The following is a 24,355-nucleotide window of genomic DNA, read 5'->3' as shown; positions in this document are numbered from 1 at the left end:
GCGCTACGCTTATCCGGCACTACAAAGTGCCTGTATTGCAGGCCGGATAAGGTGTTTACGCCGTCATCAGGGAAGTTACAGGCGACGCAATAATTTTGCCGGGTTTCCCGCGTACACGCCTTTCTCGGTGATTGATTTGGTCACTACGCTTCCTGCGCCGATGACCGCGCCATCGCAGACAGTGACCGCCAGAATGGTCGCTCCACTGCCGATCGAAACATCGTCGCCAATCGTAATGCGTCCCCAGCTGTTGCGGTCGGCGTTGGGTTTTCCTTCGCGGAACATATCGTTGGCGAACATCACGCCATGCCCGATAAAACAGCGGGAACCGATGGTGACATATTCGCAGATGAAGGTGTGCGACTGAATTTTGCTGTCTGCGCCAATCTGTGTGTTGCCCTGGATTTCAACAAATGGTCCGACAAAAACGTTGTCTCCCAATGTGCAATCGTAGAGATTGGCGGGTTCATAAATCACCACGTTCTCACCGCAGGTAACGTTGCGGACAGCGGATTGTCTTAGCTGCATAATTCATCCTGTGAAATGTATCGTGGCATTCATCATTCTCCGTTGACCTTTCTTGCACAAAATATAAACAAAAAATGTAGATCTCTGTCACATTTTTGCGTTATACAGGAACCTCGCCACTGAGTAAGAGGTGCTGTTATGACGTCGCTATCTCGTCCGCGCGTGGAGTTTATCTCCACTATTTTACAGACCGTGTTGAATCTGGGACTGCTGAGTCTGGGCCTGATCCTGGTTGTATTCCTCGGGAAAGAAACGCTGCATCTGGCGGACGTGCTGTTCGCCCCGGAACAAACCAGCAAGTATGAGCTGGTGGAAGGGCTGGTGGTTTACTTCCTCTACTTTGAATTTATCGCGTTGATTGTGAAGTACTTTCAGTCAGGGTTTCACTTTCCGTTGCGCTACTTTGTCTATATCGGGATCACCGCGATTGTGCGGTTGATCATTGTCGATCATAAAGCGCCGATGGATGTGCTGATCTATTCTGCAGCGATCCTGCTGCTGGTGATCACCCTGTGGCTGTGTAATTCCAAACGGCTGAAGCGAGAGTAAAAGACAACACGCCGCAATCGGGCTGCGGCGTGTAGACGTAGTTAATAATTGGCAAATATCTTAATCAGGCTGGTACTACTTGCTTTCATTTGCTGCTTTCATCATGAGCTGTTGCTGCTTTTCTTTGGATAAGCGAGCAATGCCAAAACCAGTGAACCCCCATAACGTCGCAAAGAAAATGCCACTCCAGCAGAGAATAGCCCACGGAAGATAGCTTAATGTTGCAACACCAAGCGTACCTGCCATGTAGGCTCCCGCCGCAGTCCAGGGCAGAATCGGCTCGAATATGGTGGCAGAGTCTTCTACTGTCCTTGCCAGATTTTTTGGGTGTAGCCCACGCTCAATATAAGCGCTTCGTAGCATTTCAATCGGAATCAGGATTGAGATCTGACCATTACAGGTCACGCTAATCATTGTTAAACCACAGGCAATAGTCGCAAGAATCATGGTACCTGTGGAATGAACTAATTTAAGTAGGTTGTGGACAATGACTTCTAAAGCACCGCTCAGAGCCAATGTTCCCGCAAATGAAAGGGCGCAGAAACAAATCAGCAGCGTACTCATCATCGAGTTCATGCCACCACGGTTAAGCAAATTACCCAATAGGGGATTAACATCTTTATCGGCAAGCATTGAAACGTTAAATCCGTCTACGGCGCTTTTTACAATATCGTGCAGAGTGAAACCCTGAATGACGCTGGCGTTGATCATGGCAACCAGTGCCGAAACTAACATAATTGGAATGGTTGGTTTCTTGGTAATCGAGCCGTACAAGACAATAGCAATGGGTAACAGTAACAACAAATTAAAATGGTAAATTCCCTTTAATCCCTCTGTAATTAACTGAACTTTATCGGGAACGGTTGAGCCGCCGAGATCGCCATTCATACCATAGAGGGTCATGACAACAGCAGAAAGGATCAAGGAAGGAAGGGTTGTGTAAAGTAAATGAGCGATATGTTCATAGAGATCTATCTGGGCGGCCATCGCTGCCAGGTTTGTGTCACCAGAAAGGGGAGACAGTTTGTCCCCGAAGTAAGCTCCCGCCACAATAGCGCCAGCAGTTGCTGCCAGATTAGCCTCCATTCCGATGGCCACGCCCATAAACGCTACACCGACTGTGCCCGCTGAGCCCCAGGATGTTCCTGTGCACACAGAGACGACTGCAGTGACAAGCAGGGCTGTCACATAGATCATTGAAGGGTTTATCAGATTAAGGCCGTAATAAATCATCAGCGGAATAGTGCCGCCTATCATCCATGTCCCAATCAGTAGGCCCACGCTGATCAAAATTAAGAGAGCGGGCATCGTTTTGGCGATTTTCTGCGAAATTGATTCAAGGATTGCGTTGTAGCCGTACCCCAAACGCTTAACCAATAGTGCCGCAATGACGGTCGAAAGGACCATTAATGGCTCAGGTGGTAGATCGAAAGCCGCATAACCGACCCCCAGCAATAAGACCATCGCCAGTATCGGTAACATTGATTCCACCAGAGTTGGTGTTCTTGGAGTATTGTTATTATTCATGGAGGGAAACTCCTTTAGTGTAGGGTATGCTCTGATAAATCCGTTCAAATGCTTCTTTAAGAATGGTTCTCGGCGTGGCAATGTTCACACGGAAAAAACCAAGTCCTTCATCGCCAAAATCTGATCCCCAACTCATCTCAACACCTGCGAGCGAAACAAACCAATGGCGTAGCTGTTCTTCGCTGATGTTCATCGCTCGGTAGTCAATCCACAACATGTAAGTTCCGCCACCAGAGGCTAAAACCCAGTCTGGAAAATGAGTCTGGCAAAAGGATTGAACCCAGCTCCTGTTTTCGGCTAAATAATCTTTTAATGCTGCTAACCAAGAATCACCATGGCGGTAAGCACAGAGAAATGCAGGAACAGAGAAATAACCAGGATTATGGATACCTGCTGCAATAAGAGCTGATTTAAACTTTTCTCGACACTTATCATTAGCAATAACAATATTGGCGATTTCAAGTCCGGCCATATTGAATGTTTTTGCCGGAGATGTACAAATAAATGAGTTTTGTGCAACGTATGAACTTATCGAAGAAATTGTTTGATGTTGCTTTTTGATGAAATTGAAGTCTGCATGAACATCATCAGAAATAATAAAAACGTTGTATTTCTCTGCTAATGAAGCTATTTTTCTTAGATTATCTTCTGACCAGATTGTTCCTGTTGGATTATGCGGCGATATTAGAATGAAACAACAAGCCGTTTTAAACTTATCTTCGAGATCCGCAAAGTCTATTTCATAGGAGCGGTCACGATAAAGTAACGCACTTTCCAGCAATACTCTATGGTTGACTTCAACTGCATGGCTAATAGGATGATAGGCTGGTGCCAGGCTGACAATAGCATCTCCCGGTTGGGTAAAATTCTGGATATATAATGAAACGGCTTGTACCACTCGTGGGCAAAAAACAATGTGTTCAGGGTTGACCTTCCACGAGTAATGGCGTTGATACCACTGTGCTGTCACTTGCTGCCAGTCATCACTTAATAATGTATAACCGTAGATACCTTTCTGATTTGCGACTGATAATTCAGAAACCATAAAATCAGCTACCGGGATATCCATATCAGCTACAGATAGAGGGATGATTTCACGCCCCTTGTTATTATATTTAGCGCTATAGGTTCCGTCGCGTGAAATAACTTTATCAAAATTATAAACTTTCATATTTGTTACTCGCCCGATTTCATCTTTAGAGTAATGTAATATTTCGAGGGTGGAAGTGTTATTCTGTATTTTGTTTTCGTCATTATGAAAATTTGCATATGTGATGCTTATCACAAAGATGTTAACTATCTGTCAATAAAAATAATCCGGCGAGTGTAAACGTTTTACATCGCTTAACCGCCTGGAATTTACATAAAAAAAGGGCGCTCCGTAGAGCGCCGAATAACAGTCACAGGTTGGGATAACATAAGTTGAGGGTTGCAGTGGCATTGCCCGTTGCCGGGCAGTTACTTCGGTAAAACTTAACCTTTCACACCACCTGCCGTCAGTCCGTTGACCAGCCAGCGCTGCGCCAGCAAGAACACCAGAGTGATCGGAATGGCTGAAAGTACAGCTGCGGCGGCAAAGTCGCCCCACAAATAGTTCTGTGGATTGAGGTACTGCTGCATACCTACCGCGAGGGTATAGCTGTTCACATCACGCAGCAGCAGTGACGCGACCGGTACTTCGGTAATAGCGGCAATGAAAGACAGAATAAACACGACCGCCAGAATCGGAACGGAAAGTGGTAGCAGCACCAGGCGGAATGCCTGCCACGGCGTTGCGCCATCCAGCGCGGCCGCTTCTTCCAGCGAACCGTCGATGGTTTCGAAATAACCCTTAATCGTCCATACATGCAGCGCAATACCGCCAAGATAGGCGAAGATCACGCCGCCGTGCGTGTTCAGGCCGATAAACGGAATGTACTGACCCAGGCGGTCAAACAAAGCATATAACGCGACCAGAGACAGCACCGCCGGGAACATCTGGAAAATCAGCATCCCTTTCAGCAGGGTTGCTTTGCCCGGGAAACGCATACGGGCAAAGGCGTAAGCACAGGTGGTGGAAAGCGTCACGATACCGATCGCGGTAATGCTGGCCACTTTCACCGAGTTCCACAGCCATAACAATACCGGGAATGGCGGTGGCGTCACGCGGCCATCCGCGTGTTCAACGCTAAAGCCCAGTGCCAGTTTCCAGTGTTCCCAGGAGATGTTTTCCGGGATCAAACTGCCGGTGGCAAAGTTACCTTCGCGTAGCGAGATAGCGATAACCATCAGCAACGGGAACATGATCGCCGCGATGAAAATCAGCAGCAGCAGGTGCGTTGTTAAGAGACGCAGTTTCTGAGATTTGGGTTGTACCATAGCCATGTTCGTTGTCTCCCTTAATCAAACTTCATACGTGTGGCTTTCAGGTTCACAATCGCCAGCGCGCCGACCAGCAGGAAGATCAGCGTGGCAATCGCCGCCGCCAGACCGAAGTCCTGACCACCGCCGCCTTCAAAGGCGATACGGTAGGTGTAGCTCACGAGCAGGTCGGTATAACCAGCTGGCGTGGTGGTGCCGAGTCGGTCCGGGCCACCGTTGGTCAACAGCTGAATCAGCACGAAGTTGTTAAAGTTAAAGGCGAAGCTGGCGATCATCAGCGGTGTCAGCGGCTTAATCAGCAGCGGTAGCGTTATCTTAAAGAAGTTCTGGAACGGACCTGCACCATCCATCGCCGAGGCTTCATACAGATCGTCAGGAATCGCTTTCAGCAGACCCATGCACAGGATCATCATGTATGGATAACCGAGCCAGGTGTTGACGATAATAATCATCGAACGCGCGGTGGTTGGGTCGCTGAACCAGGCCGGTTTGATACCAAACAGTGCGCTCAGCATCATGTTGATTTCACCAAAGCTCTGGTTGAATAAGCCCTTGAAAATCAGAATCGAGATAAACGACGGTACGGCATACGGAAGAATCAACAGGACACGGTAAATCGCTTTGCCTTTGAGAGATTCCCACTGTACGAGACAGGCCAGCACCATCCCCACAGCAACGGTGAGGATCACCGTCAGAACGGAGAAGACCACCGTCCAGACAAAGATGGCGAAGAACGGTTTCTGGATGCCTTCGTCGGTAAACACGCGAGTGAAGTTATCCCAGCCGATGGCAACGGTATAGCCTGGACTGAGTTTTTCGCTACCCCAGCTACCGTCAGCGTTAATCGCCTGATAATAACCAATATCGTTATTGGCGCGGTATTTTACGCCGCTCTGGCTGTTGGTGAGCGTACCGTCATCAGCGAGCGTATAAAGTGGCTGCGTGCCGGAAAACTGGCGCAGTGAACTCATAATCACTTTGCTTTCATCCGGCAGGATGGCGGTCAATTGGGTTAATGCCTGGCGATTTTGCGTGATGATACGCAGCGTTGCACGCTCGCCCGCTGGCAGCGCTTCGGCTTCTTTCAACTGCAGTTTCTGTTCGCCGCCAAATTTAAAGGCGTCGGAGAGATAATTCTTGCCGGTTTCACCGTCGGTGAGAGCCAGTTGCCACTCATCACCCGCCGGATACAGGCCAAAGTTGTAGGTTTTCCCAGCCTGATACGAACGATCCATCAGGACTTCCTGAGCACGTTCAAAGGTCAGCTGGTTGGTACTGCTGTAGTTGGTAAAGGCAATGGCGATCGTACAAATCAGCGGAAACAGGACAAACAGCCCCATACCGGCAACGCCCGGATAAACATAGCGCCAGGCATAGGCTTTACGGTTAGCGAAAATATACAGGCCAGCAGAGCTTAAAATCAGCGTCATGATGGCAAACAGGTACTCCCCCTGAGCGTACATCAAAACAACAAGGTAACCGACCAGCAGCCCAAGCAGACCCATCACTGACCATTTCAGCGTGTCGCTTTGCCACCAGTGTTTCTTTTTAATGACATCCATGGGGTTCAATCCTCAACAACAATGAAAACCTGTTGGTCAGCGTGCCTGATGGCGCTGCGCTTATCAGGCCTACGGTGTGTTGTAGGCCGGATAAGGCATTTATGCCGCCATCCGGCACGTGTGCTACAGCATTACTTGGTGATACGACCTTGTGCATCTTTCAGCGCGGCATCGACGGTCTGACGGCCGCTGGCTGCGTTGATCACTGCGGTACGAACGGCATACCAGAATGCGGACATCTGTGGGATGTTCGGCATGATTTCGCCTTTCTGGGCGTTATCCATGGTGGCGGCGATGCGCGGGTCTTTTGCTAACTGATCCTGGAAGGATTTCAGCGCAACAGCGCCCAGCGGCTTGTCCTTGTTCACTTCATCCAGACCCTGATCGGTCAGCAGGTAGTTTTCGAGGAACTCTTTCGCCAGTTCTTTGTTCGGGCTGGCGGCGTTGATACCGGCGCTCAGAACGCCAACAAACGGTTTAGACGCTTTGCCTTTGAAGGTTGGCAGCAGCGTGACGCCGTAGTTGATTTTGCTCTTGTCGATGTTGGACCACGCCCACGGACCGTTGATGGTCATCGCGGTATCGCCCTTGTTAAAGGCCGCTTCGGCGATGGAGTAATCGGTATCCGCGTTCATGTGCTTGTTCTTGATCAGGTCAACCAGGAAGGTCAGACCCTCTTTCGCGCCGGCGTTATCCACGCCCACGTCTTTCACATCGTACTTGCCATTTTCAAACTTGAATGCGTAACCGCCGTCGGCGGCAATCAGCGGCCAGGTGAAGTACGGCTCTTGCAGGTTGAACATCAGCGCGGATTTACCTTTCGCCTTCAACTCTTTATCCATTGCAGGAATTTCTTCCCAGGTTTTCGGTGGGTTTGGCACGAGGTCTTTGTTGTAAATCAGCGACAGCGCTTCAACCGCGATCGGGTAGGCAATCAGTTTGCCGTTATAGCGTACGGCATCCCAGGTGAACGGATAGAGTTTGTCCTGGAACGCTTTGTCAGGCGTGATTTCAGCCAGCAGGCCAGACTGAGCGTAACCGCCAAAACGGTCATGAGCCCAGAAGATGATGTCCGGGCCGTCGCCGGTCGCGGCAACCTGCGGGAATTTCTCTTCCAGTTTGTCCGGGTGCTCAATAGTGACTTTGATCCCGGTGTCTTTCTCGAATTTTTTGCCCACTTCAGCGAGGCCGTTATAGCCTTTGTCGCCGTTAATCCAGATAACCAGCTTACCTTCTTCAATCTTGGCGAGAGCCGAGGCGGAAAACATCATCGTCGTTAATGCAGACAATGCGAGGATGCGTGCGCCAGTTTTGATTTTCATAGTTCCCATCCTGTTTGGTGATTTTGCAGAGGTGGCTTAACGGTTACTAGTTTCTTTATACGACAACCTCTTTCCATCCTCCTTACCCCTACGCCCCACCCGCTCTTTATGTGATCTGTGTTACATAAATGTGAGTATTGCGTACTGGCGCACATAAAAACCCACCGATTTTTGCAGGCTGCATCACGAAATTCCTCTGAGGCGGGTAGCCCGGGTCTCAGACGCTGCTCTCTCATCCTCCCGCCTCCTCCCCCATAAAAAAGCCGGGGGGTGGAGGATTCACGCAGTCAAGTGATCGCGCATAGTCAGCCCATCATGAATGTTGCTGTCGATGACAGGTTGTAACGAAGGGAGAAGGGCATGGCGAGCGTACAGCTGCGAAATGTAACAAAAGCCTGGGGTGACGTGGTGGTATCGAAAGATATCAATCTCGACATTCACGAAGGGGAATTCGTGGTGTTTGTCGGACCGTCAGGCTGCGGTAAGTCGACCTTGCTGCGTATGATCGCCGGGCTTGAAACCATCACCAGTGGTGACTTGTTTATCGGGGAGACCCGGATGAACGACATTCCGCCCGCCGAACGCGGTGTGGGCATGGTCTTTCAGTCCTACGCGTTATACCCCCATTTATCTGTCGCGGAAAACATGTCATTCGGCCTCAAACTGGCCGGGGCGAAAAAAGAGGTGATGAACCAGCGTGTGAACCAGGTTGCGGAAGTTCTGCAACTGGCACACCTGCTGGAGCGTAAACCAAAAGCGCTTTCCGGCGGACAACGTCAGCGTGTGGCGATTGGCCGTACGCTGGTCGCCGAACCGCGTGTATTCCTGCTGGACGAACCGCTGTCAAACCTCGACGCCGCGCTGCGCGTGCAGATGCGTATTGAAATCTCCCGCCTGCATAAACGTCTTGGTCGCACGATGATTTACGTCACCCACGATCAGGTCGAAGCGATGACCCTGGCTGACAAAATTGTGGTGCTGGATGCCGGTCGCGTAGCGCAGGTCGGTAAACCGCTGGAGCTATACCACTACCCGGCTGACCGCTTTGTTGCCGGGTTTATTGGCTCGCCGAAGATGAACTTCCTGCCGGTGAAAGTCACCGGGACGGCCATCGATCAGGTGCAGGTTGAACTGCCTAACCGCCAACAAATATGGCTCCCGGTAGACAGCCATGCGGTGCAGGTTGGCGCCAACATGTCTTTAGGTATCCGCCCGGAACATCTGCTGCCCAGCGATATCGCCGATGTCACCCTCGAAGGTGAAGTGCAGGTGGTCGAGCAGCTTGGTCACGAAACACAAATTCATATCCAGATCCCCGCCATCCGTCAAAACCTGGTTTACCGCCAGAACGACGTGGTGTTGGTAGAAGAGGGTGCCACATTCGCTATCGGCCTGCCGCCAGAGCGTTGCCATCTGTTCCGTGAGGATGGCAGTGCATGTCGTCGGTTGCATCAAGAGCCGGGTGTTTAAGGTATCCCATTAAAAAAAAGCGCAAAACCGTCAAGGTGAAGCGTTTAAAGAAAAGCAATGATCTCAGGAGATAGAACGATGATTACTCTGCGCAAACTCCCTCTGGCGGTTGCTGTGGCGGCAGGCATTATGTCTGTTCAGGCAATGGCTGTGGATTTCCATGGCTATGCACGTTCCGGTATTGGCTGGACGGGTAGCGGCGGTGAACAACAGTGTTTCCAGGCAACCGGCGCCCAAAGTAAATACCGTCTTGGTAACGAATGTGAAACCTATGCGGAAATTAAATTAGGTCAGGAAGTGTGGAAAGAGGGCGATAAGAGCTTCTACTTCGACACTAACGTTGCCTATTCCGTCGCACAGCAGAATGACTGGGAAGGGACTGACCCGGCCTTCCGTGAAGCCAACGTGCAGGGTAAAAACCTGATTGAATGGCTGCCAGGCTCCACTATCTGGGCAGGTAAGCGCTTCTATCAGCGTCATGATGTTCACATGATCGACTTCTACTACTGGGATATTTCAGGTCCTGGTGCTGGTATTGAAAACATCGATCTGGGCTTCGGTAAACTGTCTCTGGCCGCGAGCCGTTCACAGGAAGCGGGTGGCTCATATGCTTTCAGCAGCCAGAATATCTATGATCGTACCAAAGACACCGCCAACGACGTATTTGACGTTCGTTTAGCGCAGTTGGCAACTAACCCGGATGGGATGTTGGAACTGGGCGTTGACTATGGTCGCGCGAATACCACCGATGATTACCACCTGGCAGACGGCGCATCTAAAGACGGTTGGATGTTCACCGCTGAACATACCCAGAGCATGCTGAAGGGCTACAACAAGTTTGTTGTTCAGTACGCGACAGATTCTATGACCACTCAGGGTAAAGGTCTGAACCAAGGGTCTTACGGTTCATCCTCCTTCACTGTTACTAACCCAGACGGTAGTAAAACGAATTACGCCAATAACGTTATTAATAACAACGGTAGCCTGTTCCGCGTACTTGACCACGGTGCAATCTCCCTGGGCGACAAATGGGATCTGATGTACGTCGGTATGTACCAGAACCTCGATATGGATAACGACCTGGGGACCGAATGGTACACCGTCGGTATCCGTCCGATGTACAAATGGACACCGATCATGAGCACCCTGCTGGAAGTCGGTTACGACAACGTCAAATCTCAGCAGACTGGCGATCGCAACAGCCAGTACAAAATCACCCTGGCGCAACAGTGGCAGGCTGGCGACAGCATCTGGTCCCGCCCGGCAATTCGTGTCTTTGCAACCTATGCCAAATGGGATGAAGAGTGGGGCTACGTTAAAAATGGTAACGACGTAACCAAATACGCCGCTGCAACCAACTCTGGTATCAGCACAACCAGCCGTGGCGACAGCGATGAGTGGTCCTTCGGTGCCCAGATGGAAATCTGGTGGTAATTCAGCACTAACCTGACGTAAAGACCGAAAGAGGGGCGCCAGCCCCTCTTGATTACGGTTTAGCGCGCTATTGCCTGGCCACCGCTGAACCCATGCTATCTGAGGTGATAACAATGAAAATGAAGAAAAGTCTCGTTGCCCTTTGTTTATCTGCAGGGTTATTTGCCAGCGCGCCTGGCATCAGCCTGGCCGATGTAAATATTGTTCCGCAAAACACCACCGCGGCTCCAACTATCCCCACTGCTGCGCTACAACAGTTAACCTGGACGCCGGTTGATCAATCCAAAACCCAGGCGACACAACTCGCGGCAGCGGGTCAGCGTCTGGATGTTGCTGGTATTACTGGCCCAGTCGCCGCGTACAGCGTCCCCGCGAATATTGGTGAGTTAACCCTGACGCTGACCAGTGAAGTCAACAAACAAACCAGTGTATTTGCACCAAACGTTTTAATTCTTGATCAGAACATGACGCCATCTGCGTTCTTCCCCAGCAGCTATTTCACCTACCAGGAACCCGGCGTGATGAGTGCCGATCGTCTGGAAGGCGTAATGCGTTTGACGCCAGCGCTGGGCCAGCAAAAGCTCTATGTTCTGGTCTTTACCACAGATAAAGATCTCCAGCAGACCACGACCCTGCTTGACCCGGCAAAAGCCTATGCCAAGGGGGTAGGTAACGCTGTTCCGGATATCCCTGACCCGATCGCCCGTCATACCACCGACGGTCTGCTGAAGCTGAAAGTCAAAACCAGTTCCTCCTCCAGCGTGCTGGTAGGGCCGCTGTTTGGCTCATCCGGCCCTGGCCCTGTCACGGTGGGTAATACCGCAGCGCCTGCAGTTACTTATGCGGCTCCGGCGGCAGCCGTTGCCGCTCCAGCGCCACAACCGGTGAAGAAAAGTGAGCCGATGTTAAATGACACGGAAAGTTATTTTAACCAGGGCATTAAGGATGCCGTGGCGAAAGGCGATGTCGATAAAGCGCTGAAGCTGCTTGATGAAGCTGAACGTCTGGGATCCAAATCTGCCCGATCCACCTTTATCAGCAGTGTAAAAGGCAAGGGGTAAACGTCTCCCCGCAGTGCTGATTTTGCAACAACTGGTGCGTCTCCTGGCGCACCTTTTTTTATCCTTCGGTGCTAATTGTTACACTTATGTTGCTCTGACGATCACTTAATTGTGTTTGCTCACCCCGTAATGCATTTTCTGCGATACAATGCCTTCAGGTTATAAATCGGAGAGTAAGGCATGCCACACCCTGCGTTAACGCAACTGCGTGCGCTGCGTTATTTTGATGCGATCCCGGCGCTGGACCCCCAACTGCTCGACTGGTTGTTACTGGAAGATTCCATGACCAAACGTTTTGAGCAGCAGGGGAAAAAGGTCACCGTAACGTTGATTCGCGAAGAATTCGTTGGGCAAAATGAGGTGGCTGAAGAACTGACGCTGCTGCCTAAAGAGTCTCGCTATTGGTTACGTGAAATCCTGTTATGTGCGGATGGTGAACCCTGGCTTGCCGGACGGACCGTGGTGCCTGAATCAACCTTGTGCGGCCCTGAACTGGCCTTACAGAACCTGGGGAAAACCCCGCTCGGACGCTACCTGTTTACGTCATCGACATTGACCCGAGATTTTATTGAGATTGGCCGCGATGCAGCGCTATGGGGGCGTCGTTCCCGCCTACGGCTGAGCGGTAAGCCGCTGATGCTTACCGAGCTTTTTCTGCCTGCATCGCCGTTGTACTAAGAGGAAGATAAAGATGGAGTGGAGTCTGACGCAGAATAAGCTGCTGGCGTTTCACCGCTTGATGCGTACGGATAAGCCGATCGGCGCCTTACTGCTGCTCTGGCCAACGCTATGGGCATTGTGGGTGGCGACCCCAGGCATGCCGCAACTGTGGATCCTGGCGGTATTTGTCGCCGGCGTTTGGTTAATGCGCGCCGCTGGATGTGTGGTAAATGATTATGCCGACAGGAAGTTTGACGGACACGTTAAACGCACCGCGAATCGACCGCTGCCGAGCGGTGCTGTCACCGAAAAAGAAGCCCGAACGCTGTTCGTCGTATTGGTGTTGCTCGCCTTCCTGCTGGTTTTGACGCTCAACACGATGACCATTTTGTTGTCCGTTGCGGCGCTAGCGCTGGCGTGGGTCTATCCCTTCATGAAACGCTACACGCATCTGCCGCAGGTGGTGCTGGGCGCGGCGTTTGGCTGGTCTATACCGATGGCGTTTGCCGCCGTGAGCGAGTCTGTACCACTGAGCTGCTGGCTGATGTTCCTCGCCAACATTCTCTGGGCGGTGGCCTATGATACACAGTATGCGATGGTTGATCGGGATGATGACCTGAAGATTGGCATTAAATCGACCGCGATCCTGTTCGGCCAGAACGACAAACTCATTATTGGTATTCTGCAGGTCGGTGTACTGGTGCTGATGGCGCTGGTTGGGTGGCTGAACGGACTGGCGTTAGGCTATTACTGGTCTTTGCTGGTGGCGGGTGCGCTGTTTGTGTATCAACAAAAGCTGATTGTTCACCGTGAACGTGATGCCTGCTTTAAAGCGTTTATGAACAATAATTATGTAGGGCTGGTACTGTTTTTAGGACTGGCGATGAGCTACTGGCATCTTTGATCGCTTTTGTGAGACAAAAAACCGGTCGTTGACCGGTTTTTTTATGCCCTATCGGTTTCATATGCAAACACCCATGAAAGCGGATTTGGCTTTAATTAACGTTCAAACGGTCACCTCAACGGCTTTGTGTGATGAGGTAGTCATTGCCATTGGCGAAAAAAACACCGTATCAATACTTCTGCTAATAATGTGATATATCAATTTTCCCCCTCTATAAAAGAGCTATTTTATAAAACATAAGCAATTCTAAACGAATCGTCTTTTGTCCTCTGGATATGTAAATTTTCGTTTCACCGGTAATAATCTTTAAGTCTTAACATATCTAAAATTTATTGTTATTTTGTAATCTAATATTTTTTGTTGTTACATTTGGTCGGTAAATATTTATTGGTGAAATAGTTAAGAAAATCGTGACTATCCAATGATGCTGATGAGTTGATGCTCGTCAAAATGCTGCTTTATAACGTGGGGTGTTTAAGGATTTCCTTATTTTTAGCTAAGCCTTGGTCTTTTTTGATATATTTATTATGAATATATGTAGATTTTCTAAAAATGAATTTAGTTTATCTAACGTGATAAATAAAATCCTCCATGATAAATTCTCTCCTGTCATTCAGTACTCGATTAAATTTTAATCTTATCGACGGCTCTGTTTGTTATCATCAAATCAGTATCTAACTCTATAAAAGTATTTTGATTTTATTTATTGTAAAGGATTATACACAATGTTTAAGAAAACACTGTTAGCTGTTGCTGCAACTTCTCTTCTTTCCAGCATGGCTTTTAATGCATCAGCTGCTGATCAGGGGCATGGTAAAATTTCTTTTGAAGGTATCGTAATTTCCGCGCCTTGCTCTATTGCTCCGGGTGACGAAGACCAGACTATTAGCCTGGGTGAAGTGGCTGATACCGCTCTGAACGGCGGTAAATTCTCCCTGCCGGTTCCTGTTCAGATCCACCTGCAAGATTGTACCCTGACTGGCGGTACCACTGAAGCGCCGACCACTATCACTAAGGCAAAAGTTACATTCTCTTCTGCTAACGCAGATGCAGATAGCCTGTTGAAAAACACCGCTGAAGGCAACTATGGCGGCGCTGAGCACGTAGGCGTGCGCCTGCTGACTGAAGGCAATGAAAAGGTGGTAATGGGAACTGCGGTTGAATTCGCTCTGATGGCTGATAACTCTTATCAGGTGCTGAACTTCAAAGCTCGTATGGAGTCTCCGACTACTAATGCGACAGCGGGTAACGTAGCCTCTGACGTTAATTACGTTCTGGCATACCTGTAATTATTTTTATATAGATGATTGTATGAATCAAGCCGGTGGAGGAATCACCGGCTTTTTAGGCTTTTTTAACTGAAAAGGATTTTATGAAAAATACAATTATAAAGACCGGGTTAAGAAAGCTTCCTGTTTTAATTAAGCAATCTCTGCGTCCTGCAATTATTACCGCCATTATGTTTACCCCGGCTTGGGCGGTTGAATTCAACACAGGTATGATAGATGCTGAGGATAAAGAAAATATCGACCTCAGCCAGTTTGAAAAGAAAGGTTTTATCCCACCAGGACAATACATTACACGTGTTGAAATAAACAAAAAGAAACTCCCGAATGTCTGGTCCTTTGAGTGGATTAAAGCAGATAATGAAAGCGGTTCACAAATTTGTCTGACCAAAGATGATCTAATGTCTTTTGGCTTTGCTGATGAATTCATCCAGTCATTGCGCTCAATCAATGAGCGAGGATGTCTGGATCTCGCCAGTAAACCTGAACTGATTGTCAGGCTTGATAAGGGCGATATGGTTGTTACCATCATTGCACCTCAGGCATGGATGAAATATCAGGCAACAAACTGGACGCCGCCAGAATTCTGGGATGACGGTGTTGCGGGATTCATACTCGATTACAATGTTTATGCCAGTCAGTATAATCCGGACGAGGGCGATAAGAGCCAGAGTATCAGCTCCTACGGCACGCTTGGCTTCAACCTTGGCGCATGGCGCTTACGTTCTGATTACCAGTACGACAAATCCTACGAAGACGGCAAATCTGTTGGCAGTAACAGCAGCATGGATCGCACCTATCTGTTTCGCCCGATCCCGTCTATTGCCTCGAAATTGACGCTGGGTCAGTACGATCTGAATTCAGACATATACGATACATTTCATTTTACCGGTGCTTCGCTTGAGAGCGATGACAACATGCTGCCGCCAGATTTGCAGGGATATGCCCCGCAAATTACCGGTATCGCACAGACGAATGCCAAAGTGACGGTAACCCAGAACGGACGAATGGTTTATCAAACCACCGTCGCGCCGGGACCGTTTAACATTACCGACATTGGCGATACCTTCCAGGGGCAGTTGGATGTGACGGTTGAAGAAGAAGATGGGCGTAAAAGCACCTTCCAGGTTGGGGCGTCCTCAATACCGTTCCTGACGCGCAAAGGACAAGTACGCTACAAAACCTCTACCGGTAAACCGACAGCTGTAGGAAGTACCGATGTTAATAATCCGATGTTCTGGACCGGTGAGTTTTCCTGGGGCTGGACGGGGGATACCTCACTTTACGGTGGGGCACTGCTGACGGCTGATGATTACCAGGCGGCTACGGCGGGTATTGGTTTTAACCTGAACAGCTTTGGTTCTCTCTCTTTTGACGTGACTCGCGCAGAAGCCACTCTGCGTGGAGAAAATGATGAGAACAATGACAAGCAGCGTGGCTATAGCTACCGCGTGAACTATTCCAAGCGGTTTGAGTCCACAGGAAGCCAGGTGACATTTGCCGGCTACCGTTTCTCGGATAAAGAATATATCACTATGAACGAGTATTTAACGGCTCGCAGCGGTGATGACTCCTCCGGCAACCAAAAAGAGAGCTATGTGCTGTCTTTCAACCAGTATATTGAATCGCTGGCGATCAACACTTATCTCAATCTGACGCGTAACACTTACTGGGATGATTCTGCCAGCACTAACTATACGGTATCGATGAGTCGAAACTTCGACATTGGTAGCATAAGAGGGATCTCTTCTTCGTTTACGGTTGGTCGTTCCACATGGGATGACACAGAAGAGATGCAATACTATCTCTCGTTTTCTGTACCACTGGAGCAGAACCGCAGCCTCTCCTGGAGCATGCAGAAAAATGGCAGCGACAGTATGTCCCAGACGATGTCTTACTATGACTCTTCAGATCGCAACAACACCTGGAACATTTCTGCGACAGGCGATGCGAGTGATTTCCGCGAGGCCGAACCTGCTATTCGCGGGGGCTACCAGCACTATTCGCCTTATGGTCGCCTGAGCGTTAACGGCAGCGTACAGCCTAATGTATACCGTTCAATCACGGCGGGCTGGAATGGCTCATTTACCGCTACACGTTACGGTATGGCATTGCATGATAACGCCTACGGCAACAACGCCCGCATGATGGTAGACGCGGACGGCGTTGCAGACGTTCCGCTGAGCGACAAGCGCACGGTAACCAATATGATGGGGATTGCCGTAACCAACTCGGTCAGTAACTACACCACCTCCGCGGTACGCGTCGACAGCAACAAATTGCCTGACGGCGTCGATATTAATAACTCCGTAATTAGCACTACGCTCACTGAAGGTGCTATTGGCTACGCGAAGCTGAACGCCACAAAAGGCTATCAGATCATCGGCATTGTCAGACTGGCAAATGGTCGCTTCCCTCCATTGGGCGTTACCGTCGTGGATATTGACAGCGGCAAGGACGTTGGCCTGATTGCTGAAGACGGTTACGTCTACCTCAGTGGGCTTCAGGAAGACAGTAAATTGCGTCTCCAGTGGGGGAATAACGTTTGCGAAATAACGCCGCCTAACCAAAGCAATACTGATGGTCAGGCAGTAATTTTACCTTGCAAAACAGTAAACTAATTCAGGATGAATAAGATGAAACCAACATTTATTGTGAAAGGACTTTTGGGTTTACTCAGCGTTTGCTCTGTGGCAAACGCGACTGTCTCACCAGACAGAACACGCATTATCTTTAATGAAACGGATAAAAGCGTCAGCATTAAATTAACGAACCAGAGCAAAACGCAGCCCTACCTGGCGCAGTCATGGGTTGAAGATAAAAATAATCAAAAAACGCGCGAATATATTTCGCCGTTACCACCGTTAGTACGCCTTGAAGCGGGAGAACAAACTCAGGTTCGCCTGATGGGACAGCCGACGTTGCAGCAGCTTCCTGCGGACAGAGAGTCGTTGTTTTTTTATAACATACGTGAAATTCCGCCGCGTACGGAACAAAAAAATACCATGCAACTGGCAATGCAAAGCCGCCTGAAATTATTCTGGCGACCCAAAGCCATTGTGCTGAAAGAAGGCCAGGCAGTACCGATGGAAAAAGTTGAGGTTTCGCGGACGGCTTCAGGCATAACGATTAAAAACGATACCCCTTACCACGTAACAGTGGGTTATATCGGCATTGACGGCAAAACGCTTTTACCGGGAGCCGATGGATTTATGGTCAACCCCTTTGAGCAGGCCACTTCAGAGATTAAAAATCTGCCGGCTAAATTTCAGATTGGCTATATCGGTGACTACGGTGGCTTAAATATGTTCAGCGTAAGCTGCACATCCGTCCAGCCCGTTTGCCATAGTGAACCTGCGCAGAAGGGTAAATGATGAAAACGATTTTAACCTTTCTGGGGGCCGTACTCTTACTGTGTTCATCTTCTGCCTGGGCAATAAACTGCTATAAAGATGTGGTGAATGGGCAAACATCGTTCGGTGTAGAATTACCCAGTTTTACCGTTCCGTCCAACGCGGTGCTTGGCAGTAAAATATGGGAAAGCTCGGATATCAACGTCACAGTGTATTGCGATGGTGCGACAGGCTGGAGCACAAGCAATCAGACGGAGGACATCTTTGCGTGGATTAAACTGACGGCTAAGAACAGTGCTGATGTGTTGAATAACCCTCTGTTCACCTTTGGTGTAACCTATAATGGTGTTGACCATGAGGGGATCGATGAGGGGATTGATACTGGCGCGTGCCTGGATACATTCGAGCAATATTACGATGGGTTTTGGCATGACCCTGTTTGTAATGGAAGCACAGTGCAGAAGAATATTACCTTTCCAGCCCGTTTTCGTTTGTATGTAAAACTCAAAGGCTTTCCTGATAACCCTGATACCGTCTATGACTTTGGTAATATTAATGTTCTGCAGTTTGATGGTAAGGGAGGGGCGAACCTGGCGGCTAATGCGAAAAACCTGCGTTTTAACATTACTGGGATGAACAACGTTCACTTTCTCGACTGCGGCGTGGATATTCAAATCTTCCCTGAAAGCCAGGTGGTCAATTTTGGTCAGGTGAATAACGTTGAAGTGTTGTCGCAAAAAGCGCCGTTTAGCGTATCAACCATACGCGACGCAACTGCAGCCTGTTCTCAGCAGTTTGATGTCACCATGAGCTTTAACACCGACGATTTGTATGACACCAATCGTGTGGATATGGGGAATGGTTTGCTGATGCAAATTCGGGATGAAACGTTAGGCGAAGACCTCCTGATGAATACCTACTATCCGTTTGCCACCTACTATCTGGATGGCGGTGCCAGCACGGTTACCCATAATTACATGGCAAAACTGACGAAAAAACCGGGTAGTGATATACAGTTAGGACCGTTCAGCAAGGATCTTGTACTGAAAATAAACTATCAGTAGCCTAAAAAAAACCGGTCATTTCGACCGGTTTTTTTATGCTTACTCGCCCTGTGTGGCGCTCTCGATGGTCAGACGCACATCCGATGTGACCAGTTCGGCCAGCATCTGATAGATCTTCATCGTCTCTTCCGGCTCGGCATCCCCGGTGTCGCTGATGAATCCCTCGTCACGCAGCGTCAGCACCAGAGAGCTGAACACCGCTTTATCGAAGAATTCCGGCGCGTTAATGCCGTGCAGCACTGAGAGGCGTTGTGCCACGGTGCGGCTCTCTTTCTCCAGCGTGCCACGGTTGATCGACGGGTTGGCGCTCAGTAGCCAGAAGGTGATAGCGTAGCGTTGCAACGTCTCGCGAGCACCCGCAGCCAACAGCTGCAGCGTACGGGAGCGGGCAGGATTAATATGCAGCTCGCCATCCTGTAGAGTAATCAGTCCCTGGCGCTGCATTTCGCTGGCCAGTTCGTCAATCACCCCGGCAAGTTCATCGCGCTCCCAGCGCAGGAACAACTCGGCTTTTAGCATCGGGTACAACGCATCAATATGCTGCTGTAGCGCGACGCGTGAAATACGACGGTGCTGAGTCACGATGGCTGCCATCAACGAAGGCAGAACCAGCATATGCGCAATGTTATTGCGGTAGTACGTCATCAAGACCGCCTGCTCGCGCGGCAGAATAATGATGTCACCGATGGTGTCTTTCTCGACCTCAAACTTGTTCATCTGCAAGGCGTGGTCGATCAGTTCACTGGCACTTTGCGCAGGAACGGTTGAGTCCGCCGCGTACGGCACGTTGCGCAGCAGGCTCAGGTAGCAGTCGAGCTGCTCGGTTAACTGTTCACGGGTCAGAGAGCGCTGGCGGGAAGCCAACAGCGCGGTACAACACAGGTTCATGGCGTTGGCCGCGCCAGCGTTGTTAATGCGCACCATCAAATCGGCGGCAATGTTATTCACCGTCGGCGTCAGCCAGGCCGGACGGATAGACTCGATAGGGTCAATAGATTCACGCCATTCTGGCACATGCTGGTTGAGGTAAGTCATCAATGGCATTGGTTCACCAAAGTTGACGTAGCCCTGACCCAGGTTACGCAGCTTGCTTAAGCCACGCAGCATTTGTGGCAGACTTTCTTTCTCTTTCGTCGCGCCACGCAGCTCTTTTGCGTAGGTGCCCACTTCCATTACGTGCTCGTAGCCGATGTAGATCGGTACGAGAGTAATAGGACGCGTACCGCCGCGCAGCATTGCCTGAATAGTCATCGACAGGGTGCCGGTTTTCGGGTCGAGCAAACGACCAGTACGTGAACGTCCACCCTCGACAAAATACTCAACCGAGTAGCCGCGGCTGAACAACTCGCCCAGGTATTCGCGGAATACGGTGGAGTAGAGCTTGTTGCCCTTGAAGGTACGACGAATAAAGAATGCGCCCAGACGACGGAAAATCGGACCCGCTGGCCAGAAATTCAGGTTGATACCGGCTGCGATGTGCGGCGGAACCAGACCCTGGTGGTACAGAACGTACGACAGCAGCATATAGTCCATATGGCTGCGGTGGCACGGAACGTACACGATTTCATGCCCATCGTGCGCCAACTGGCGTACACGTTCAGCATTGTGAACGTTAATCCCTTGATACAGACGGTTCCAGGTAAAGCCCAGAATACGGTCCGTCAAACGGATCATTTCGTAGGAGAAGTTGGCGGCAATCTCTTCCATCAGCGCAATGGCATTTTGCTGCGCTTTTTCGTGGGAGATTTTTTTACTGCGCGCTTCATCTTCTACCGCGCGAGCGATCGCTTTTGAAGCTAACAGCTTATTAAACAGATCCTGGCGGGCAGGGAGGCGCGGGCCGACAGCGGCCAGACGCTGGCGAGCAAAGTGCATACGCGCCACGCGTGCCAGCTTCTGGGCAATGATCTTATCCGTACCGTGTTCATCCGCCATACGACGCAGAGAGACCGATGGGGAGAAGCGGACAAAACTGTCGCGACCCAGCCAGGATACCGCAAAGAATTTCTGTACGCCGTTTAGCATACGTAACGGCGGATTAACTTCACCTTTTTCACGCCCTGGCGCACGGCCAAACATCACCGAAACCGGCACCATCTGCACATCCAGGTCTGGATTGCTGCGATGTAAGTCGAGATAGTTATGGAACAGCTTGATGGACTCTTCTTTTGGCGTGTAATAGGTGAACACACGTGGGCCGCCGTGAATAAACACGTAGCGCGGAAGTAAAGTCCCGTCTATCTCCAGCGGTTCCAGGGGATCGGGGAGGTCGTGCACCAGACATTGGGCACGCAGCGTCAGCAAGTCTGCTTTTGAATTGTACGGTAGGACGTACATAATGGGACGAGACGTATCGAGTCCCAATTCCGGGGCAGGTTCTGCCGGAATAGACTTGCTTTTTACCAGGACGCTTAATGGTAAATTCAGTAATTTGTAGTAAATTCGTGGCCAGCCGGACATAAACGATGTAAAGCCTCTGGTTAATAATGCAAATGCGCTGCAAGGATATCAGAAAGTTTAGTGAATTTCTGTGGTATCCGGTCATACTTCGCGCTGCTTTGCCACACCCTGAAAAAAACGGGGTAACGTTACAATGACATTGACGCTAATAATGTAAAAAGGTTCTTTTTGATGGCCAATAATACCACTGGATTTACCCGAATTATCAAAGCTGCAGGCTATTCCTGGAAAGGTTTTCGCGCCGCATGGATCAATGAGGCGGCATTCCGCCAGGAAAGCGTTGCCGTACTACTGGGCGTAGCCATCGCCTGCTGGCTGGACGTCGATGCGATTACCCGCGTGCTGTTGATTGGTTCCGTGATGCTGGTGATGATCGTTGAAATCCTCAACAGTGCGATTGAGGCGGTGGTTGACCGTGTTGGCTCTGAGTATCACGAACTTTCTGGCCGGGCGAAAGATATGGGGTCGGCGGCAGTGTTGCTGTCTATTTTTGTTGCTCTGATCACCTGGGGCATCCTGTTGTGGTCGCATTTGCGATAAGGATTCCACATCTTTATAAATCTCCTGTTTTTTGTGCAGTTTGCGGTTCCAAAATCGCCTTTAGCTGTATATACTCACAGCATAACTGTATATACACCCAGGGGGCGGAATGAAAGCGTTAACGGCCAGGCAGCAAGAGGTGTTTGATCTCATTAGAGATCACATCAGCCAGACAGGTATGCCACCGACGCGTGCGGAGATCGCGCAGCGTTTGGGGTTCCGTTCCCCAAACGCAGCTGAAGAACATCTGAAAGCGCTGGCGCGTAAAGGTGTGCTGGAAATTGTATCTGGCGCATCGCGCGGTATTCGACTGCTGCAGGAAGAAGAAGAAGGATTACCGCTTGTCGGCCGCGTGGCGGCAGGTGAGCCCCTTCTGGCGCAGCAGCACATCGAAGGCCATTATCAGGTCGATCCTTCACTGTTTAAACCGAACGCCGATTTTCTGCTGCGCGTTAGGGGTATGTCGATGAAAGATATTGGTATTATGGACGGTGATTTACTCGCTGTGCATAAAACTCAGGACGTGCGTAACGGTCAGGTTGTTGTTGCCCGTATTGATGACGAAGTTACGGTTAAACGCCTGAAAAAGCAGGGCAACAAGGTTGAACTTCTGCCAGAAAATAGCGAATTTAAACCTATCGTTGTCGACCTGCGTGAGCAAAGCTTCACCATTGAAGGGCTGGCGGTAGGTGTCATTCGTAACGGTGAATGGCTCTGATTTTCTGCTGAATCTCTGTAGGCCGGATAAGACGATTACGTTGCCATCCGGCAATGTGCCCGGTAGCGCTGCGCTTGCCGGGCCTGCATCACATTGTCCAGTACGTCTAACTTCTTCTCAGGCCCTCCTGTATGCCTTTCTTTACCTCTTCTGATAAAGCACTCTGGCACCTCGCCTTACCGATGATCTTCTCCAATATCACTGTTCCCCTGCTGGGACTGGTGGATACCGCGGTGATTGGTCATCTGGATAGTCCGGTCTATCTTGGCGGTGTTGCGGTTGGTGCTACGGCAACCAGTTTTCTCTTTATGCTGCTGCTTTTCCTGCGCATGAGCACCACGGGTCTTACTGCGCAGGCATTTGGTGCGAAAAATCCTCAGGCGCTGGCGCGCGCACTGGTGCAGCCGCTCATGCTGGCGCTGGGCGCGGGGTTGCTTATCGCACTGTTTCGTACGCCGATTATCGATGTCGCGCTGCATATTGTCGGGGGAAGTGAAGCGGTACTGGAACAAGCCCGGCGTTTCCTTGAAATCCGCTGGCTCAGCGCACCCGCCTCGCTGGCTAATCTGGTGCTGCTCGGCTGGCTGCTTGGCGTTCAGTATGCGCGTGCGCCGGTTATCCTGTTGATTGTTGGCAATATTCTTAACATTGTGCTCGATTTATGGCTGGTGATGGGTCTGCATATGAACGTGCAAGGTGCGGCACTGGCGACGGTGATTGCTGAATATGCCACCTTACTGATCGGCCTGATGATGGTGCGCAAAGTCCTGCATATGCGCGGAATTTCGCTGGCAATGCTGAAGCAGGCGTGGCGTGGCAACTTCCGTCGTTTGCTGGCGCTTAACCGTGACATCATGTTGCGCTCGCTGCTGCTGCAGCTCTGTTTTGGCGCTATCACGGTGCTGGGTGCACGTCTGGGAGGCGATATTATTGCGGTTAATGCCGTTCTGATGACCCTGCTAACCTTTACCGCCTACGCGCTGGATGGATTTGCCTATGCCGTGGAAGCGCATTCGGGCCAGGCCTATGGGGCGCGAGATGGTAGCCAGTTACTGGACGTCTGGCGGGCGGCCTGTCGGCAGTCCGGTATTGTGGCTATTCTGTTTTCGCTGGTTTATGCCCTGTTTGGCGAGCAGATTGTTGCGCTACTGACCTCGCTGCCGCAAATCCGACTACTGGCCGATCGCTATCTCTTCTGGCAGGTGGTGTTACCGCTGGTGGGTGTCTGGTGTTATCTGCTCGACGGCATGTTTATTGGCGCGACGCGCGCAGCAGAAATGCGCAACAGTATGGCCGTTGCCGCAGTGGGATTCGCCTTAACGCTGCTGACTTTACCGTGGCTGGGAAATCATGGCTTGTGGCTGGCGTTAACCGTTTTCCTCGCGCTGCGTGGGCTTTCACTGGCCTTTATCTGGCGACGCCACTGGCGTAATGGAACCTGGTTCGCCTGAGCAGGATGGTTAAAAATTCCGAATAGTAAATAAAACCCAGAATCCCTGACTACACTTATTCTCACGTCCAGCAAAAACAGCATGTGTCTGGACATGGCACTCTCG

At 50.3% G+C, this 24,355-nt stretch carries 20 protein-coding genes; 13 read left to right on the top strand and 7 right to left on the bottom strand.

Annotation, left to right across the window (positions count from 1 at the left end; genetic code table 11):
• Positions 1–75: 75 nt before the first annotated feature.
• A complete protein-coding gene (locus OGV85_RS07405; RefSeq protein ID WP_061547496.1) occupies positions 76–528 on the bottom strand; it encodes an acyltransferase in 453 nt (150 codons plus the stop codon).
• 138 nt (positions 529–666) lie between these two features.
• Here OGV85_RS07405 and psiE point away from each other — a divergent pair, with 138 nt between their 5' ends.
• Positions 667–1,077: a phosphate-starvation-inducible protein PsiE gene (gene psiE, locus OGV85_RS07400; RefSeq protein WP_003031674.1), complete on the top strand. Its 411-nt coding sequence runs from the start codon at positions 667–669 to the stop codon at positions 1,075–1,077.
• Positions 1,078–1,152: 75 nt separating this feature from the next.
• Here psiE and nhaC read toward each other — a convergent pair whose 3' ends face one another.
• The 5 genes from nhaC to malE all read right to left on the bottom strand — a co-directional run bounded on the left by nhaC (position 1,153) and on the right by malE (position 7,849).
• The gene (nhaC, locus tag OGV85_RS07395) at positions 1,153–2,604 is read right to left on the bottom strand and encodes a Na+/H+ antiporter NhaC (protein WP_047389614.1); all 1,452 of its coding nucleotides are present in this window, start codon (positions 2,602–2,604) and stop codon (positions 1,153–1,155) included.
• Positions 2,597–3,775, bottom strand: a complete 1,179-nt coding sequence (locus OGV85_RS07390) for a MalY/PatB family protein (RefSeq protein WP_032948311.1) — start codon at positions 3,773–3,775, stop codon at positions 2,597–2,599. The genes nhaC and OGV85_RS07390 overlap by 8 nt, the downstream gene beginning before the upstream one ends.
• Before the next feature lie 302 nt (positions 3,776–4,077).
• Entirely contained in the window at positions 4,078–4,968 is an 891-nt protein-coding gene (gene malG, locus OGV85_RS07385) for a maltose ABC transporter permease MalG (protein ID WP_003031677.1), read from the bottom strand.
• 14 nt (positions 4,969–4,982) lie between these two features.
• Positions 4,983–6,527: a maltose ABC transporter permease MalF gene (gene malF / locus OGV85_RS07380; RefSeq protein WP_003031679.1), complete on the bottom strand. Its 1,545-nt coding sequence runs from the start codon at positions 6,525–6,527 to the stop codon at positions 4,983–4,985.
• Between the two features lie 131 nt (positions 6,528–6,658).
• Positions 6,659–7,849 (bottom strand): maltose/maltodextrin ABC transporter substrate-binding protein MalE, encoded by a 1,191-nt coding sequence (gene malE / locus OGV85_RS07375; protein ID WP_061547497.1) that lies wholly within the window; start codon positions 7,847–7,849, stop codon positions 6,659–6,661.
• A gap of 360 nt (positions 7,850–8,209) precedes the next feature.
• Between malE and malK the strand changes: the two genes are divergently transcribed.
• The 9 genes from malK to OGV85_RS07330 all read left to right on the top strand — a co-directional run bounded on the left by malK (position 8,210) and on the right by OGV85_RS07330 (position 19,081).
• Positions 8,210–9,319, top strand: coding sequence for a maltose/maltodextrin ABC transporter ATP-binding protein MalK (gene malK, locus OGV85_RS07370; protein WP_003031682.1), 1,110 nt, complete (start codon positions 8,210–8,212; stop codon positions 9,317–9,319).
• Positions 9,320–9,397: 78 nt separating this feature from the next.
• Positions 9,398–10,753 (top strand): maltoporin, encoded by a 1,356-nt coding sequence (locus OGV85_RS07365; RefSeq protein ID WP_003031683.1) that lies wholly within the window; start codon positions 9,398–9,400, stop codon positions 10,751–10,753.
• A 113-nt stretch (positions 10,754–10,866) separates the two neighbouring features.
• A complete protein-coding gene (malM, locus tag OGV85_RS07360) occupies positions 10,867–11,814 on the top strand; it encodes a maltose operon protein MalM (protein ID WP_032948312.1) in 948 nt (315 codons plus the stop codon).
• 180 nt (positions 11,815–11,994) lie between these two features.
• The gene (gene ubiC, locus OGV85_RS07355; protein ID WP_003031688.1) at positions 11,995–12,492 is read left to right on the top strand and encodes a chorismate lyase; all 498 of its coding nucleotides are present in this window, start codon (positions 11,995–11,997) and stop codon (positions 12,490–12,492) included.
• Positions 12,493–12,505: 13 nt separating this feature from the next.
• Positions 12,506–13,378 carry a 4-hydroxybenzoate octaprenyltransferase gene (ubiA, locus tag OGV85_RS07350; RefSeq protein ID WP_003031690.1) on the top strand — a complete coding sequence of 291 codons (873 nt, stop codon included), beginning with the start codon at positions 12,506–12,508 and terminating at the stop codon, positions 13,376–13,378.
• Between the two features lie 725 nt (positions 13,379–14,103).
• Positions 14,104–14,667, top strand: coding sequence for a fimbrial-like protein (locus OGV85_RS07345; protein WP_003031691.1), 564 nt, complete (start codon positions 14,104–14,106; stop codon positions 14,665–14,667).
• Between the two features lie 83 nt (positions 14,668–14,750).
• Positions 14,751–17,285, top strand: coding sequence for a fimbria/pilus outer membrane usher protein (locus OGV85_RS07340; protein ID WP_008324294.1), 2,535 nt, complete (start codon positions 14,751–14,753; stop codon positions 17,283–17,285).
• A gap of 15 nt (positions 17,286–17,300) precedes the next feature.
• Positions 17,301–18,038, top strand: coding sequence for a fimbrial biogenesis chaperone (locus OGV85_RS07335; RefSeq protein WP_008324293.1), 738 nt, complete (start codon positions 17,301–17,303; stop codon positions 18,036–18,038).
• The gene (locus OGV85_RS07330) at positions 18,038–19,081 is read left to right on the top strand and encodes a pilus assembly protein (RefSeq protein ID WP_181522829.1); all 1,044 of its coding nucleotides are present in this window, start codon (positions 18,038–18,040) and stop codon (positions 19,079–19,081) included. The genes OGV85_RS07335 and OGV85_RS07330 overlap by 1 nt, the downstream gene beginning before the upstream one ends.
• Positions 19,082–19,120: 39 nt before the next feature.
• On the opposite strand, the gene plsB is transcribed toward OGV85_RS07330, so the two are convergent.
• Positions 19,121–21,541 carry a glycerol-3-phosphate 1-O-acyltransferase PlsB gene (plsB, locus tag OGV85_RS07325; RefSeq protein ID WP_003841366.1) on the bottom strand — a complete coding sequence of 807 codons (2,421 nt, stop codon included), beginning with the start codon at positions 21,539–21,541 and terminating at the stop codon, positions 19,121–19,123.
• A 171-nt stretch (positions 21,542–21,712) separates the two neighbouring features.
• Between plsB and OGV85_RS07320 the strand changes: the two genes are divergently transcribed.
• The 3 genes from OGV85_RS07320 to dinF all read left to right on the top strand — a co-directional run bounded on the left by OGV85_RS07320 (position 21,713) and on the right by dinF (position 24,250).
• Positions 21,713–22,081: a diacylglycerol kinase gene (locus OGV85_RS07320; RefSeq protein WP_003031701.1), complete on the top strand. Its 369-nt coding sequence runs from the start codon at positions 21,713–21,715 to the stop codon at positions 22,079–22,081.
• A 109-nt stretch (positions 22,082–22,190) separates the two neighbouring features.
• Complete coding sequence (gene lexA, locus OGV85_RS07315; protein WP_061547499.1) at positions 22,191–22,799, top strand: transcriptional repressor LexA; 609 nt, start codon at positions 22,191–22,193, stop codon at positions 22,797–22,799.
• Positions 22,800–22,930: 131 nt separating this feature from the next.
• On the top strand, positions 22,931–24,250 hold the full coding sequence (gene dinF, locus OGV85_RS07310) for an MATE family efflux transporter DinF (RefSeq protein WP_061547500.1): 1,320 nt from the start codon (positions 22,931–22,933) through the stop codon (positions 24,248–24,250).
• Positions 24,251–24,355: the final 105 nt, after the last annotated feature.

Origin of the sequence: Citrobacter sp. Cf132 (genome assembly GCF_030333885.1) — a bacterium.
Lineage (GTDB): Bacteria > Pseudomonadota > Gammaproteobacteria > Enterobacterales > Enterobacteriaceae > Citrobacter > Citrobacter freundii.
This window is presented reverse-complemented; position numbering and strand designations above follow the sequence as displayed.